The 15,949-nt window shown below is 50.6% G+C and carries 12 protein-coding genes and 1 pseudogene; 8 read left to right on the plus strand and 5 right to left on the minus strand.

Features of this window, described 5'->3' with window-relative positions; translation table 11 throughout:
* Positions 1–12: 12 nt before the first annotated feature.
* A pseudogene (locus tag T495_RS14940) lies at positions 13–543 on the plus strand (tyrosine-type recombinase/integrase); the annotation flags it as partial.
* Between the two features lie 70 nt (positions 544–613).
* On the opposite strand, the gene T495_RS16385 reads toward T495_RS14940, so the two are convergent.
* Both T495_RS16385 and T495_RS0111895 read right to left on the minus strand, forming a co-directional pair.
* Entirely contained in the window at positions 614–775 is a 162-nt protein-coding gene (locus T495_RS16385; RefSeq protein ID WP_081832109.1) for a DUF2188 domain-containing protein, read from the minus strand.
* Positions 772–2,436 carry a DUF6377 domain-containing protein gene (locus tag T495_RS0111895; RefSeq protein ID WP_033148820.1) on the minus strand — a complete coding sequence of 555 codons (1,665 nt, stop codon included), beginning with the start codon at positions 2,434–2,436 and terminating at the stop codon, positions 772–774. The genes T495_RS16385 and T495_RS0111895 overlap by 4 nt, the downstream gene beginning before the upstream one ends.
* 220 nt (positions 2,437–2,656) lie before the next feature.
* Between T495_RS0111895 and T495_RS0111900 the strand changes: the two genes are divergently transcribed.
* The 7 genes from T495_RS0111900 to T495_RS0111930 all read left to right on the plus strand — a co-directional run bounded on the left by T495_RS0111900 (position 2,657) and on the right by T495_RS0111930 (position 14,771).
* Positions 2,657–5,647 carry a TonB-dependent receptor gene (locus T495_RS0111900; protein WP_155993636.1) on the plus strand — a complete coding sequence of 997 codons (2,991 nt, stop codon included), beginning with the start codon at positions 2,657–2,659 and terminating at the stop codon, positions 5,645–5,647.
* Positions 5,648–5,689: 42 nt separating this feature from the next.
* Positions 5,690–7,429 carry a RagB/SusD family nutrient uptake outer membrane protein gene (locus tag T495_RS0111905; protein ID WP_033148822.1) on the plus strand — a complete coding sequence of 580 codons (1,740 nt, stop codon included), beginning with the start codon at positions 5,690–5,692 and terminating at the stop codon, positions 7,427–7,429.
* Between the two features lie 31 nt (positions 7,430–7,460).
* Positions 7,461–8,987 carry a SusF/SusE family outer membrane protein gene (locus tag T495_RS0111910; protein WP_081832110.1) on the plus strand — a complete coding sequence of 509 codons (1,527 nt, stop codon included), beginning with the start codon at positions 7,461–7,463 and terminating at the stop codon, positions 8,985–8,987.
* Between the two features lie 18 nt (positions 8,988–9,005).
* Positions 9,006–10,424, plus strand: a complete 1,419-nt coding sequence (locus T495_RS0111915) for a glucan 1,6-alpha-isomaltosidase (RefSeq protein WP_231495100.1) — start codon at positions 9,006–9,008, stop codon at positions 10,422–10,424.
* 16 nt (positions 10,425–10,440) lie between these two features.
* The gene (locus T495_RS0111920; RefSeq protein WP_033148824.1) at positions 10,441–12,594 is read left to right on the plus strand and encodes a glycoside hydrolase family 97 protein; all 2,154 of its coding nucleotides are present in this window, start codon (positions 10,441–10,443) and stop codon (positions 12,592–12,594) included.
* A 110-nt stretch (positions 12,595–12,704) separates the two neighbouring features.
* A complete protein-coding gene (locus T495_RS0111925) occupies positions 12,705–13,697 on the plus strand; it encodes an ROK family protein (protein WP_033148825.1) in 993 nt (330 codons plus the stop codon).
* Positions 13,698–13,952: 255 nt separating this feature from the next.
* Positions 13,953–14,771: a leucine-rich repeat protein gene (locus tag T495_RS0111930; protein ID WP_081832111.1), complete on the plus strand. Its 819-nt coding sequence runs from the start codon at positions 13,953–13,955 to the stop codon at positions 14,769–14,771.
* Positions 14,772–14,863: 92 nt separating this feature from the next.
* Here the strand turns inward: T495_RS0111930 and T495_RS0111935 are convergent, their stop codons facing one another.
* The 3 genes from T495_RS0111935 to T495_RS0111945 form a co-directional block, all read right to left on the minus strand.
* Positions 14,864–15,112 (minus strand): hypothetical protein, encoded by a 249-nt coding sequence (locus T495_RS0111935; protein WP_033148895.1) that lies wholly within the window; start codon positions 15,110–15,112, stop codon positions 14,864–14,866.
* A 123-nt stretch (positions 15,113–15,235) separates the two neighbouring features.
* Entirely contained in the window at positions 15,236–15,598 is a 363-nt protein-coding gene (locus tag T495_RS0111940; RefSeq protein WP_033148827.1) for a type II toxin-antitoxin system HigA family antitoxin, read from the minus strand.
* 17 nt (positions 15,599–15,615) lie between these two features.
* Complete coding sequence (locus T495_RS0111945; protein ID WP_033148828.1) at positions 15,616–15,915, minus strand: type II toxin-antitoxin system HigB family toxin; 300 nt, start codon at positions 15,913–15,915, stop codon at positions 15,616–15,618.
* Between the last annotated feature and the right edge of the window lie 34 nt (positions 15,916–15,949).

A 15,949-nucleotide genomic window follows, 5' to 3' on the forward strand; every position in this document is an offset into this window, starting at 1 on the left:
GGAGAGCGCGATTATACCTTTATGCATGGTGTCATAGCACAGTTGAAGCAACTGGGTAGAGTCCGAACTTCAGAGACCTATACCACCACTCTCAATAGCTTTATGGCATTCCGTGAAGAGCAGGATGTGCCACTTGATGGCATTAGTTCTGATTTGATGCTCATGTATGAAGCCTACCTGAAAGCCAGAGGTGTACGCATGAATACAATTTCGTTTTATATGCGTAACCTTCGGGCGGTCTATAACCGAGCCGTCGAGAAAGGACTGACGGCTCAGAACTATCCCTTCCGGCATGTCTATACTGGAGTAGATAAGACCGTGAAGCGAGCAATACCTATTAAGGATATCAAAGCCTTGAAGGAATTGGATTTATCCATGAAACCGTCATTGGACTTTGCCCGTGACATGTTCATGTTCAGCTTTTACACAAGAGGAATGTCCTTCGTGGATATAGCTTATCTCAAAAAGACAGACCTTCAGAATGGAATCCTAACTTATAGAAGACGGAAGACAGGTCAGGAATTGAGTATCATTGAGCAAAAAAGCTAACACTTAGAAAGAATAAAAATAGCAGGCCGTTTCAGAGGCCTGCTATCTCCATGAAGAGCAATGCTTAATGCCTGGTGTCCTTGGGTGGACATGGGTCATTTTCATAGCTGTTGGGATTTTGAATCTTACCATCTGTGCCGTGAGGGATAAGTTCTAGCCCTTCCCTCTTTGCCAGATCGCGACTCCACTCCATTGCTTCTTTCTTCGTATGGCTTGCAGCTGTCACCGTATCACCGTGCAGAGACGCATCACGTCATCGTCGAAGGTGTCTTTGTTGATGGCCTTGTTCTTGGTGACGGATCGGCAGTTGTAGATGGTCTGGTTGGAGAGGAAGAGCAGTCCTGCGATGTCAGCAGTGCTTTTCACTCCAAGACGGATCAAGGCAAAGGTGCGCAGTTCAGTGGTAAGCGTATGGGGTGATTTCTGCGCGATACGCCCATCCTCTGTGAGCAGGGCGTTGAACTCCTCGATGAAAGTGGGATAGAGCTCTTGGAAAGCCTTGTCGAAACGAGTGAGGAAAGTGGCTGCATCCTCCTCTGAGATACGGGTTGAAGAGATTGTCTGCAGCAATTCCTGCTCCTGGTGTGCCTTAATCTTGCGTTTGACGAGCGTCTGGTATTTGGCCAGCTTGTCGATGTACTTGGCACAAAGGTCGATATAGATGTTGGCCAGCCGCTCACGATGTTTGTTGGTATATACCAGTCGTTCGTTCAGCTCCTGCAACTGATTGTTCAGTTGTGCTTGGTGGCCGTTGCTCACGGCGAGTTGATTGTTCAAATCTGTAAGCTGCTGATTGCTTTCGGCCAGTTCATGACGACGGGCATTCAGTTTGCGGTTCTGCCTATAAATAAGGTATGCAGTGAAGAGCAGGGCCACGACCAATAGGGAGATGACCCCGATGGCATAGCACAGATGGCGGTTCTGCTGTTCCGTGATGTCCTGATAAGTATTCATAATCTGCGGCAGGATGCGAGAGATTTCAATGATACGCAGCCGGTTGTTGTAGAACTTGGCATCCTCCATCGACACATTGATGTACCGCTCGGCCCGCCCGATATGTTCCTCGCTTTTCTGGAAGAGATATACAGCCAGTGACTGTAGTGCCAAATTCTCCATAGTACAACATTTCAAGTCGCTCAATGCCGCATGAATCAGATACTCCTCGTATTTCTCTTCATCTCCATCTACACGGTAGTTACCTGCCAATGCGTAAGAAGCCATCGCATAGATGCGCGACTGTTCGTCGGCACTGTTCAAGATGTTGTGATAGAACTCCCTGGCTTTTTGTCCATCGGGTTCCACATACACATTCTGTTCCCCCTGATAAAATTTGAATATCGGATCGCTCTCATCGGCATACTGCATGGCTGATTTCAGATTCTCATTAGCTTTCTGGCGGTATAAAGGCGAAAACTTCTGGTCGCTACAATAGTCACTCCAATAAGAATAGATGGAAAAATAGGTGTAATAGTACTTAAACAACAGGTTCTTCTCTATCTCCCTGATGTTGTCAAGGTGGCTTATAGCCTCACTATAAAGACCTCCTATAGCCAGTATTTCTGCCAAATGGATGGTGAAAAGTGTTTTGTAGTGTTCATTCTTCTGACTTACTGCCAGTGCCAATCCCTTGTTGGCGTAAGTCATGGCCGAGTCAAACTTGAACACGTAGTATTCATTATACAAATCATCCGTGAATTTTAGAATAGCAGTACTGTCGGTCTCGTTGATGATTTTCTTCTTGAGAAAATCTATTTTTTCTTTCTTAGAATTGACAAATTGCTCTCTCTTACTAATGGCATGGTCGAGTTCTTCAAGCAACTGGCTGTTGTCTGCCGAACAGACTGTCGCAAAGGTCATCAGGAGTCCCAATAGATGTATTCTGCGCATATTTTGGAGATTTTGAGGGCAAATATAATCATAATTTCTTGAACAACAATCTTTACTACACAATTTTTAATAAACTTTATAACTACCTGATTATAAGATGATACGCAGGAATCCTATTTACTCCATTATTTACTATCACATTACCATAGGACATAATTAGACGGAATTATGTCTACCTTTGCAGCATATTTCTTTAATCAGTAACAAAAAGCTAAAAGTAATGAGAAGAATGAAGCAACTTCTAATGAAACGCCTAATGCTCAGCCTCCTTGCAGTGCTAATGCCATTAGGACTGCTTGCACAAGAAATCAAGGTGCAAGGTGTTGTGAAGGACCAGACGGGTGAGGCCGTCATTGGTGCCACTGTGATGCAGAAGGGAACAAGCAACGGAACCGTTACCGACTTCGACGGAAACTTCTCGCTGTCAGTTCCCTCTAAAGCTACGCTTGTCATCTCTTATATTGGTTATACCACACAGGAGGTGGCAGTGGATGGCAAGAGTAAGATAGATGTTGTTCTGAAAGAGGACAGCCAGACACTCAGTGAAGTAGTGGTTGTTGGCTATGGAACGATGGACAAGAAAGAACTGACCTCGGCCATCTCCCATGTAGGCGAAAAAGACTTTCTGACTACCAGCTCGCTCGACCCATCGATGATGATTCAGGGCAAGGTACCTGGCGTGTCTATCACCAACACTGGTGCCGGTGACCCCAACAACCAGGCTAGCATCCAGATACGTGGCGTCTCTTCGCGCTCAGCAGGCCTTGGCCCGTTGATTGTCATCGACGGTGTACCGGGCGGTAACCTGACCAATATCAATCCCAATGACATTGCCTCGTTCGACATTCTGAAGGATGGTGCTGCATCGGCCATCTACGGCACACGCGGCTCGAATGGCGTAATTGTGGTCACCACCAAGAAAGGCAGCAAGGACGGGGCTACCCATGCCACCTACAGCAGCCAGCTATCGTGGGACTTCATCAACAAGGAGCTGAAGATGATGGATGCACAGCAGTATCGTGACGTTCGCCTTGGCTGGGGCGACACAGGTGTGGATCTGGGAGGAAACATCGACTGGCTTGATGAGACCACGCGCACTGGCTTTACCCAGCAGCATACCCTGACGCTGAGCGGTGGCAACGACAAGAGCAATTATCGTGTCAGTGCCGATTACCGAAAGGCCTATGGCATCGACCTGCGTAGTGGACGTGAAGAATATGGCGCACGTGCAGCCCTGATGCACACCACGAAAGATGGGCTGTTGACGTTGACGGCCAATATTGCCCCGCGCATCATCTATCGCGACCAGGCCGACTGGAGCGTGTTTAAGGATGCCATTGAGGCCAACCCCACCACTCCGATGATGGACCCTAACAATCCAGTGAGCTACTACAACTTCCAAGGTCAGGTGGTAGGCAGCAACCCTGTGGAGCGCCAACGCCTTGAAAACGACCATGCCGACACCAAGCTGCTCGACTGGGATGCCACTGTGAAACTGAACATCCTGCCATTGTTTGGCGGCAAGGACATGACAGGCCAGAACCTTACCACACAACTCATGTTTGCCGACCATCAGTATGACAATAATAACAGCTGGTTCCGCCCCTCAACGAGTACTATTGCCGTGAACAACGGCCGTGAGGGAGAGGCCAGCCGCAGCTATGCAAAGGAGAGCCAGTATGTCGTGGAGTGGCTGACAAACTACATGGGTAGCTTTGGCAAGCACAATGTCAAGGGTATGGTAGGCTACTCATACCAGTACTCGCGCTATTCAGGATTTAATGCTGAGAACAAGGATTTCCCCAATGATGGTCTTGGCTCTGACAACCTCGGCTCTGGCGAATATGCCAAGGAAGAGGGTGAAGTGCTGATGGGCAGCTATAAGAACGACTCGAAGCTCATTGCCTTCCTGGGACGCGTCAGCTATGACTATGACGGGAAGTATCTTTTCACAGCATCCTTGCGCCACGAGGGCTCGTCAAAGTTCGGTGCAGACAACAAGTGGGGCAATTTTCCCGCTGTGTCAGCTGGCTGGCGCATCTCTTCCGAAAACTTCATGAAGGATATCACATGGATTGACGACCTGAAGCTGCGTGCCGACTATGGCGTGACGGGTAATCAGGACTTTGGCAGCTATCTTTCGCTGAACACGATGACAGGCTTCGGCTACTACTATTACAATGGCAGGTATTTCCAGGTGTGGGGCCCGGCCAAGAACGTTAATCCCGACCTGAAATGGGAAAAAGGCAAGAACTGGAATATCGGACTTGACTTCTCTCTGTTCAACGGTCGCCTCTATGGCTCGCTCAACTACTTCAGCCGCCGGCAGCAGGACCTGCTGGGCAACTACAAGGTCAGCGTACCTCCCTATCTGTTTGATGAGACCTTTGTCAACGTGGGAACGATGAAGAATTCAGGATTTGAGTTAGACTTGAATTTCCAGGTTGTGAAGAGCAAGGACTTTGACTATAGCATCAGTTTCGTCGGTTCAACAATGAACAACAAGTTTGTAGACTTCAGCAACTCCGAGTATGTTGGACAAGACTACTACGACGAGGCAAGCACTGAGGATCCATATCCGTTCTATTACTTGCAGCGCATAGAGAAAGGCCAGTCGCTGGGCAACTTTTATATGTGGAAATATGCCGGACACACCACTGACGGCGAATGGCTGGTCTACGACAAGGACGGTGACATCATCCGCGCCTCGCAGGCCAGCGATGCCGACCGCCGGAAGGTAGGTAACGGCATGCCTAAGTTCACCATGTCTATGACCCACACTTTCCGTTATAAAGATTTTGACCTTTCGCTCTTCTTCCGTGGTGCCTTCTTCTACGACATCTTCAACATCCACGATTTCTACTATGGCACCCGCAACTTCACGGGCAACCGCCTGCAGAAGGCCTATGGCAAGAATTTCGACATATCCGGCACGGCCAACCCCGTAGTGTGTGACTACTTCCTGGAGCGTGGCGACTACCTGAAGCTCGACATGGCCACGCTGGGATATACCTTCCGTCCGAAAGACTGGCGTTTCATCGATCGCATCCGCGTCTATGCCACCGGCAAAAACCTGCTGACACTGACAAAGTTCAGCGGTGTCGACCCCTCTACCTATCAGACCAACGGACTGACACCCGGCGCACAAGGTTCACGCACCTACTTCCCCTCTACCCGCCAGCTTATCGTTGGTTTGCAGGTGGACTTCTGACAATTGAAAACTGATAATTGAAACATACAAATTATTATCACAATGAAACCTATACATTATTATATATTAGCCGCAGCATTAGGGGTTAGCACCCTGACAGGCTGCACCGATTTGGACGAGACGCTTTACGACCAGGTGGGTACACAGAACTATTATAACACGAAAAACGATGTCGTCCGCGCTACGTTCCGCCCCTTTGAACATGCATTTTGGAGCATCCAGAGCCGCCATGTACTGAACGAGCTTACAGCCGACCAGCTCATTACTCCCACGCGCGACGGTTGGTGGGATGACGGTGGCAAGTGGCGTCGCCTGCACTACCATGAGTGGGATGTGGAAGACGGCGGTGATGCCCAGTCAGAATGGAATGGCTGTTTCCAAGGCATCATGCAGTGCAATTACGTCATTGAGGACCTTGACCAGCTTGATGCCTCCCGCTTCGGATTCTCCACTGCCGAGTTTGACAACCTGAAAGCTCAGTGCCGTGTGCTTCGTGCCTGGTTCTATATTCGTCTTTTAGACGGTTTCCGTAATGTGCCTCTGGCCATTAGCTTCAACGACGTAAGCAAGAATACCGAGACGCAGGTGGAGCCGCGCGTCATTTTCGACTTTATCGAAAACGACCTGAAAGAGTGTCTGCCCCTGCTGGCAGAAAAGTCGTCATTAGGAGGCAACGCCTCACTTCAGGGCCAGTGGACCAAGGCAGGTGCCGCAGCACTGCTGGTGCGCCTCTATCTGAATGCGCAAGTCTATATCGGCGAGGACCGCTATGCCGACTGCGCCAAGGTGGCACAGGACATCATTGATGGGGTGTACGGCAAATATGCTGTTGCCGACCGCTGGGATGCTGCATTCGACTGGAACAATGAAGAGTGTGACGAGGTCATCTTTGGCTTCCCCGGTGCTCCAGGTTATAGCTATTGGCACTATCAGGGCGACACCTATTGGTGGACAACACCTGCTCGCGCACGTTATTACCTGAACGACTCGAAGTGCAAGGCCGGCGACCACAATACCAAGTATGCCGCCTCGCCCAGCTATGCACCTAACGGCACGCTCTACACCTACGAGTTGGGTATGCCCATCGAGAAGTTCCGTAAATACGACGGCGATGTGCGCATGAAGCTCTATAAGAACCTGGGCAACAGCACCCGTGAGGGAATGTTCTTCTACGGCTATCTGGAGTACACCGACGAGAGTGGTGCTACCCGGCGGGTAAAGGCTCCCGAAGTGGACTATGAACTCTACATCCGCGATGCCGTGGGCAAGTTCCAAGGTCTCGACCCCAACCGCTGGCTCACAGCCACCAGCAGTACCCTGCGCGACGGTGACCACAACTCTGGCTGGCATTTTGCCAAGTATCCGTTCTATAGCGATGACGATGCTCACCAGATGGAGAGTGACTACACCGAAATTCGTCTGCCTGAGATTATCTACTCGCTGGCTGAGTGCAAACTGCGCGAAGGCAAAAAGGCTGAGGCTGCCCGCCTGCTGAACAGTGTGCGCAAGCGTAACTATCCGGCAGACAAACAGGCCAATGCGCTCTATGCTCCCGAGGGGAGTGCCAACCTTGACATGCAGGAAATGCTTGACGAGTGGGGACGCGAGTTCTTTGCCGAGAGCCGCCGACGCATCGACCTTATCCGCTATGGGAAATTCAGCACCAGCTCCTGGTGGGACAAGACGGCCGACGCTGACCGCCACACAGAGGTTTTCCCCATTATGCGCCCCATACTGAATGCCAACCCGAAGTTGGTGCAGAATCCTGGATATAATAATTGAGAATTGAGAATTTATAATTGATAATTAAGCTATGAAACTGAATCATTTATTTTCCGCTCTACTCGGCATCATGCTGACAGTGGGTTTCACGGCATGTGAGGGTGAAAAGGACCTGAACATCATTGAGGGGGAGTTGCCCATCAAGACCGGCACACTCTATATGGTAGGCGATGCAACGCCCAACGGTTGGGACATTGGCAACCCAACGGCACTGCAGGCTTCCGCTGACGATGCGCTGACGTTCACCTGGGAGGGCGAGCTACGCACTGGCGAACTGAAACTTTGTCTCACTACAGGTAGCTGGGATGCGCCTTTCATCCGCCCGGAGGTAAACGGCACTGAGATTGGCAAGACGGACATCAGCAATGCCAAGTTTGCCATGCACGCCGGCGACCCCGACGACAAATGGCGCGTGGCTGCTGCCGGCACTTATCGCCTGACATTCGACCTGCGCAACTGGACCATGTCGACAGCATTCCTGGCTGAACCAGAAGCACCTTCGAAAGAGCCTATTCTGGCTGAGAATGTCTTTATGGTGGGCGACGCCACACCTGCCGGATGGAACATCGACGCACCGACACAGCTGACCCGTCAGAGCCAATACATCTTTATATATGAGGGCACCCTCGCAGCAGGCGAAATGAAGGCCTACACTCAGAGCGGTGACTGGGGAGCCCCGGCCATCCGTCCCACCTTCGGCGGCTGCAAGATTGGCCGCAGTGGTGTGGAGAGTGCAGACTTCATCTACACGACAGGCCCCGATGACAAATGGCAGATAGAAGAGGCCGGACAGTACCGCCTGACTTTCGACCTGGAGCACTACACGCTGGCGGCAGAGTATCTGGGTGAGATACCCGCTCAGACGAACACCCCCATTGAGGCGGAGGCTGTCTACATTGTGGGCGATGCCACACCAAACGGGTGGAGCATTGACGCCCCGACGCAGCTCACCAAGCAGTCGCAGTACATCTTCGTCTATGAGGGCGAGCTGGTTCCCGGCGAGCTGAAGGCCTGCACACAGACAGGCGACTGGGGCGTGCCCTTCATCCGTCCCACCTTTGGTGGCTGCAAAATTAGCCTCAGTGGTGTGGAGAACGCAGAGTTCACCTTCACCGCCAACCCCGATGACAAGTGGCAGGTGACCGAGGCCGGACAGTATCGCCTGACCTTCGACCTGGAGCATTATACACTAAAGGCTGAAGCGCTCAGCATCAAGCAACCCCTTGAGGCAGAGGCCGTCTACATTGTAGGCGATGCCACGCCCAATGGCTGGAGCATCGACTCGCCGACGCAGCTCACGAAGCAGTCGCAGTATGTCTTTGTCTATGAAGGTCATCTGACATCAGGTGAACTAAAGGCCTGCATACAGACGGGCAGCTGGGATGTGCCCTTTATCCGTCCTGCGTATGCCAATTGTAAGGTGACCAAATCTGGCGTGGAAAGTCCTGATTTCGTATTCACCACAGGTCCGGACGACAAGTGGAGAGTGGATGAGGAAGCCGACTACCGCCTGACCTTTGACCTGGAACATTGGACCCTCAAAGTAGAATCATTATAAAAACCAAAACAAGCAACAATGAAAGCAATGACAATATTGATGGGCACATTGCTGAGTGCCACCCTGTGCTGCTCATGCAGCAAAGACATCGAAATGCGCTATCCGCCTAAGTATGAACTGCCCGAACTGCCTGTGGTGGAAGGCATCCACCAGGGCCAGAAGGCTCCGCTCTACTGGAGCATCTACGAGTATGCCTACTCGCTGGAGCAACAGGGCGTCAGCGGCAGCGACATGGATTTCACCAGCCAGCAGTGGGACGAAATTATAGACTGGGTGGCCCGCGACCTGAAGCCCTATGGCTACGACATGGTGTGTACCGACGGTTTCCTGCCCATGCAGGCCAACGACGCATCGGGATACATGACCCACTACGGCAGTGTCAGCCTGCGCGATCTGGCCGCCAAGTGCCAGGCCCGGGGCCTGAAGCTGGGCGTCTACGACAACCCTCTGTGGATTCACGGCTCCTTAGACACACCGATAGAAGGCACTACACGCACCTTCGGCCAGCTGCTCTACGACGGTAGCCAGGCGGTGCAGAACCCACAAGCCCAGGATCAGTGGTTCACGTGGATTGTCAGCACCAAAGAGGGTGCACAGGAGTACATCGACGGTTTCTTCCGTCACTACAAAGAACTGGGTGTCAGCTTTATCCGTATGGACTTCCTTTCCTGGTATGAGGACGGGCGCGATCGTGGCACCGGCATCGTGGGCCGTGGCTATGGCCGTGAGGCTTACGCAAGGGCACTGGCCTATATAGCTCAGTCGGCAAAGAAATATGGCATTTTTACCTCGCTTGTCATGCCCCACCTGAACAATGACGCTGAGGTAGAGGCAAGCTATGGCAACATGGTGCGCATCGTGGCCGACACCGGTAATGGCGGATGGCACCACACCTCAGCCCACGACAAGGGACGTTCATACGTCTCGTGGCCCAACTGCATGAACCAATTCGACGGTTTCAACTATTGGGCACACATCACTGGGCGCGACAAGGTAATCCTCGACGGCGACTTCCTCCGCCTGAACCGCTACGACACCGATGCCGAGCGACAGACGGCAGTAACGCTACAACTGATGGCCGGCGGCCCCGTGGCCGTGGCTGACCAGCCTTCTACAATAGGTAACAATCTGCAGTTCTACACCAACGGCGAACTGCTCGCGCTACGCCAGGATGGTTTCGTAGGCCAGCCACTCAACAGTGAGTTAGGTCAACAAAGCGAAACGTGGTACGGACAAATGAGCGACGGTAGCTATGTGGTGGCTATCTTCAACCGCAGTGACTCGCAGACTACGCTTTCCGCCGACTTCGCCGTATTGGGCATCAGTGGCCAGTGGCAGGTGCGCGACCTGTGGACCCACACCGATGAGGGCGTGGCTGGCAGCCTGACGGCAACCATTCCTGTGCACGGATGCAAAGTAGTAAGATTATCCAAGTAAAAACAACAAAAAAGCAATGAAGAAAATATTTTTCGCCGCTATGGCACTGATGATGGCAATGACAGTGCATGCCATCGAACAAAAGTCGCCCAATGGGAACATCGTACTGAACGTAGAGCTGAACGCAAAAGGTACGCCCGAGTATCAGGTCACTTACAAGGGACGCCCCGTCATCAAGCCCAGCACACTGGGCATAGAGCTCGCTGAGGAGAATTCACTGATGGACCAGTTCCGCATCAACAAGACTTCCACCTCTTCTTTCGACGAGACGTGGCAGCCCATATGGGGTGAGACACACGACATCCTCAACCGCTACAACGAACTGCTTCTGGAGATGGAGAAGCCCTCAAACGGACGCTACATGAATCTCCGCTTCCGTGTCTACGACGACGGCATCGGTTTCCGCTACGAGTTCCCACAGCAGAAGTATCTCAACTATTTCGTCGTGAAGGCAGAGCACACGCAGTTTGCCATGACGGGCGACCACACTGCCTGGTGGATTCCCGGCGACTACGACACGCAGGAGTACGACTACATGGAGACCCGTCTCTCCGAAATCCGCAGCCACATGCGTGAGGCTATCACGCCCAACGCCTCGCAGACCCCATTCTCAGAGACTGGTGTGCAGACCGCCCTGCAGATGAAGACCGACGACGGGCTTTACATCAACATCCATGAGGCCGCCCTGATAGACTATAGCTGCATGCACCTGAACCTCGACGACAAAGCTATGGTGTTTGAGTCGTGGCTCACGCCCGATGCCCAGGGAAATATGGCCCACATGCAGACACCCTGCCAGACTCCATGGCGTACTATTATGGTCAGCGACGATGCCCGCGACATTCTGGCATCGAACCTCATCCTGAACCTCAATGAGCCTTGCAAACTGGAGGACACCAGCTGGATCAAGCCTGTAAAGTACGTCGGTGTATGGTGGGAGATGATCAACGGTAAGAAGCAGTGGTCATACACCAACGACGTGCCATCGGTACACCTCGGTACCACTGACTATACGAAGGTGAAACCTCACGGTCAGCATGCCGCCAACAACGACAATGTGCACCGCTACATCGATTTTGCAGCACAGCATGGTTTCGACCAGGTGCTGGTTGAGGGTTGGAACATCGGCTGGGAAGACTGGTTCGGCATGTCGAAAGACTATGTGTTCGACTTCCAGACGCCCTATCCCGACTTCGACATCAAGGCACTCAACGACTATGCCCACTCCAAGGGTGTGCGCCTGCAGATGCACCATGAGACATCGGCCTCCATCCGTAACTATGAGCGCCACATGGAGGCTGCCTATCAGTTGATGAATAAGTATGGCTATACTGCTGTGAAGAGTGGCTACGTGGGCAACATCATCCCGCGCGGTGAGCACCACTATGGCCAGTGGATGAACAATCATTATCTCTACGCCCTGAAGCAGGCTGCCAAGCACCACATCATGGTAAATGCCCATGAGGCCGTGCGCCCCACTGGTCTCTGTCGCACCTGGCCCAACCTCATCGGCAACGAGGCCGCACGCGGCACGGAGTATGAGGCCACCAACGGCAGCAAGCCCTTTCACACCACCATCCTGCCCTTCACCCGCCTGCAGGGCGGTCCGATGGACTATACCCCGGGTATCTTCGAGATGGATATGTCGAAGAATAATCCCAAGAATCCGAACCATGTCAACTCCACCTTGGCCCGCCAGTTGGCTCTCTACGTCACGATGTACAGTCCGCTGCAGATGGCGGCTGACATGATCGAGAATTACGAGAAGCACATGGATGCTTTCCAGTTTATCAAGGACGTGGCAGTGGATTGGGACGACTCCCGCTACTTAGAGGCCGAGCCGGGCCGCTACGTCGTGGCAGCCCGCAAGGCTAAGGGCACAAGCAACTGGTTCGTGGGCTGTACCGCCAGCGAGCACGGTCACACCTCGACGCTGAAGCTATCGTTCCTCGACCCCGGCAAGAAATACATCGCCACCGTTTATGCCGACGCGAAGGATGCCAACTACAAGTCCAATCCCCATGCCTACGTCATCAGGAAGGGTGTCGTAACGGCCAAGTCTGCCTTGCGCCTGACGGCAGCATCGGGTGGCGGCTATGCCATCAGCATCATCGAGGCATCGAAAGATGAATTGAAGGGCCTGAAGAGTCTGCCGACAGTATGCCAGTAAAATGATTGTTTTCATTCATACATTTAGGTTAGTTATAGTTAGTAATTGTAAGTTGGAAGACACGATGTTTTCGTAATATCGTGCCTTCTCGTTTAAAAATAGGAAAGAAAATGCAACAAGATATATATGTAATCGGTCTGGACTTGGGTGGTACAAACTCTGTGTTCGGCATCGTGGATGCCCGTGGTGAAATCAAGGCGACAACAGCTATCAAGACAGGTGGCTACAGCAGGGTGGAGGATTATGTCAAGGCTTCTGTCGAGGCCCTGCAGCCCATCATCGAACAGGTGGGCGGCATGGAGCGTATCAAGGCGATGGGCATCGGAGCACCTAACGGCAACTATTACAAGGGAACGATAGAGATGGCACCCAATCTGCCATGGGCGCACGACTCTGTCGTACCCTTGGCTGACCTGTTCAGCGACGCATTGGGTATCCCCGTGGCACTCACCAACGATGCCAACGCAGCGGCTATCGGTGAGATGACTTACGGTGTGGCGCGAGGTATGAAAGACTTTATCGTCATTACCCTCGGTACTGGTGTCGGCTCTGGCATCGTAACGGGTGGCCATCTGCTCTATGGCTCCGACGGGTTTGCGGGAGAGTTGGGTCATGTGACGATGGTACGCGGTGAGGAAGGTAGATTGTGCGGTTGCGGTCGGAAAGGTTGCCTGGAGTGTTACTGCTCAGCAACAGGTGTGGCCCGTACAGCACGCGAATTGTTGGCAAAGAGCGACCGTCCTTCACTCTTACGCGAGATGAATCCCGAAGACATCACGTCACTTGATGTCAGCATTGCCGCAGGGAAAGGTGATGCGCTGGCCAGGGAAATCTATGACTTCACAGGCAAGATGCTCGGTGAAGCCTGTGCTGATTTTGCGGCCTTCTCCAGCCCCGAAGCCTTCATCTTCTTCGGTGGCATGACCAGGGCTGGCGATCTGATTATGAAGCCTATTAAGGAGGCTTACGACCGCCATGTACTCCCCATCTTCCGTGGCAAGGCTCAGTTTCTCATCAGTGGTCTCGACGGTGCCTCTGCCGCTGTTCTCGGTGCCTCTGCCGTAGGGTGGGATGTCGTTGCTTCAATCGAAAAGAGAGACTGATAGGTCTTGTTACATGGAAAGTTTTATTACAAGGAGATGTGATTTCTATTATCACATCTCTTTTTGGCTGGCTTATATTTTTTCTAAAAGATTATGATATCAGCTTTCCCCCTTAATAGTATGAATGATTTTAGAAGATTCTCGCGTGAATGAAGGTTAAATACGTTAAATCTTGCCCTTTAAAACCACAAATAATAACTCCGCTGTCACTTTTCTATCATTTAACGCTCAACTCACTGATTATCAACGTTTAATATATACGATGGTTGCAGTAATCTTGTTTCCGTTTCGTTAGGAAGAGGTGTAGAAGTAATTAACGATTATGTATTTGACGAATGTGTAAGTCTGAAAAAAGTGATTATACCAAGCAATGTAACAACCATTGGCGAAGCTGCTTTTAGTAATTGTTCGGGGTTAGACACTCTTGTTTTCGAGGACAGTGAAACACCGCTGGTTATAAAGTATAAGGAACGAAATGAATCTGACATTGTTGCGAGAATTTATGGACCATCAAATTGGTATTTTGGTAGAGATTGCCAAATGAAGAATGTACTTAATTATTGGCAAAATTTGAAGAATTTGTCAATAGGTAAAAAAGTAAAAAATCAAACATTTTCTTATTGTAATATTCTTGAAAACATATATTGTATGACAGATTCTCCAGAATTAGTCGCCTGCAATTTTAGTTCAGGAACATATGTAAATGCCCACCTTTATGTTCCAACTGGAACCATAAATAAATACAAGGCAGCAGAAGGTTGGAAGAACTTCTTCAATATTCAGGAAATGGATGTAAAAGACATGTGGAATGGTAACATTCAACCTACGAACGGTGATGAGAATGGCATTAACCCAGTTAGAGTAAATGCCGTCCTAATTCAAAGTAACAATGGCATACTGAATATTTCAGGTGCAGACGATGGAACCTGCATCGAAATCTATACAACATCAGGTATCATTGTCGGCTCTGCTATAGCTTCCAGTTCAGCAACTGCTATTAATACCGGTCTAAAGAATGGTGAAATCGCTATCGTTAGAATCGGCAACAAGTCAGTAAAGGTTATGATGAGGTAAACGCATCAATACTAAACAAAAGAACGGTAATCTTGTGCCAATATCCTTGGCAGATGATTCCCGTTCTCAACAATACTCCTCACCTCCAAAACTCACTTCCTCATCAGCTTGGCATACCACTCTTCGTCTGGATGGAATCCGAAGAAGGCTTTTCCATCACCACCTAAATCCCAAGAACGCATTACCTCGAAGGACTTGAAGGGAAGAAGATGATCATTACCCTGATGTAATAACACATGCGCCTTCCGGCGGAACTTGCGGCTACTTGCCTGCTTTCCTTTCTTCTGCGACTTACAGCAACACCATGTACTTCCAGGCATTCGTTTTCTACTTCTACTCATTGTCTCGTAAATGTTATGAGGCGACACGGATTTCTGTCTCATGCCGTCTCGGTTAAACATTACGAGGCTGTATTCTTAAGAATGTTCATAATCGTATTCCTTTCCCTTTAGGTTTCCTTTTGCTTAATATCCCAACATAGCGGCAGGTGTTATCCCTAAAGTGACACAAAGTAGACGGGCTATCTTCAGCGTTGGCTCTGCCCTACCTGAAACATAGTCGCTTATGCGTGAAGGACTGACCCCAATCTCTGAAGCCAATTGTTTCTGGCTCATCTTCTTCTCATCCAGAGAAAGTTGTATCAGCTGGGCAACGGTAGGTTTGCCAATGGGATAGTGCTCCTTTTCGTAGTCTATGACGACATCTGACATCATTGTCAACTCTACTGCATTTCGGTCATTGGAAGGCGTGTTGTCATCCACTACCGGCAACAGTTCCTCAATCCTTGCCAATGCGAACTCGTATTGTTCTTTAGTAATCCTTGCCATATTTGTACCTCCTTATATTATATCGTTGAAACGTCAATCTTATCGTATTCACTATGTGTACCCACAAATCGAATGAATATATGCCCGATCGTGAACTTCACGACCACTACTAGACGATATTTATTGCCCCTGATGTCAAAGACATAATGCTGGTTCCCAACGTAGTCTGTTGTTGGGAAGTCTGCCTTTATGTCCGACAGGTTCTTCCACTCTGCCTTTTCCGCGATATCATACCATCGTTCAAGTGCAGCCTGAGCGTCTCCATGTCCTTCTGAACTATAGAACTCAACTAATCGTCTATGTGATACAATTCTCATATTCGGTGCAAAATTACATAATTATTTTGAATTT

Source organism: Prevotella sp. P6B1, assembly GCF_000702825.1.
Taxonomy (GTDB): domain Bacteria; phylum Bacteroidota; class Bacteroidia; order Bacteroidales; family Bacteroidaceae; genus Prevotella.